Below are 585 nucleotides of genomic sequence, written 5' to 3'. Positions count from 1 at the left end.
ATTCGCCCTGGAACAGCCGGCTTTCGGTCAGGTCCGTGTCTCCAACGAACTGCGTAAGCGCGGCATCTTCGTTTCTCCATCGGGGGTACGGTCGGTATGGATCCGACGCAACCTGGAGTCATTCAAGAAGCGTCTCTCAGCGCTGGAGCGGCACGTTGCCGAAACTGGCGAAGTGTTGACCGAAGCGCAAGTCGTTGCGCTCGAGAAGAAGCAGGAAGACGATGTGGCGCACGGCGAAATCGAGACGGCCCATCCAGGTTATCTCGGCAGCCAGGACACCTTCTATGTCGGCACCATCAAGGGCGTAGGCCGGATTTATCAGCAGACCTTCGTCGATACTTACTCGAAGTGGGCAGCGGCCAAACTCTATACGACGAAGACACCGATTACCGCCGCCGATCTACCGAACGACCGGGTATTGCCGTTCCTGGCTGAACAAGAAATGGGTCTGATCCGTGTCCTGACCGACCGCGGCACCGAGTATTGCGGCCGGCCGGAAGCACATGATTACCAGCTCTATTTGGCCCTCAAGGACATTGAGCACACCAAGACAAAGGTCCGGCATCCGCAGACCAATGGAATCTG

At 57.6% G+C, this 585-nt stretch carries 1 pseudogene; it reads left to right on the top strand.

Going from position 1 to position 585, the window contains the following annotated elements:
* Positions 1–585: pseudogene (locus RV1423_RS28335) on the top strand (IS481 family transposase); the annotation flags it as partial.

Source organism: Herbaspirillum sp. RV1423 (assembly GCF_000577615.1).
In the GTDB taxonomy this organism is placed as follows: domain Bacteria; phylum Pseudomonadota; class Gammaproteobacteria; order Burkholderiales; family Burkholderiaceae_D; genus Herbaspirillum.
This window is presented reverse-complemented; position numbering and strand designations above follow the sequence as displayed.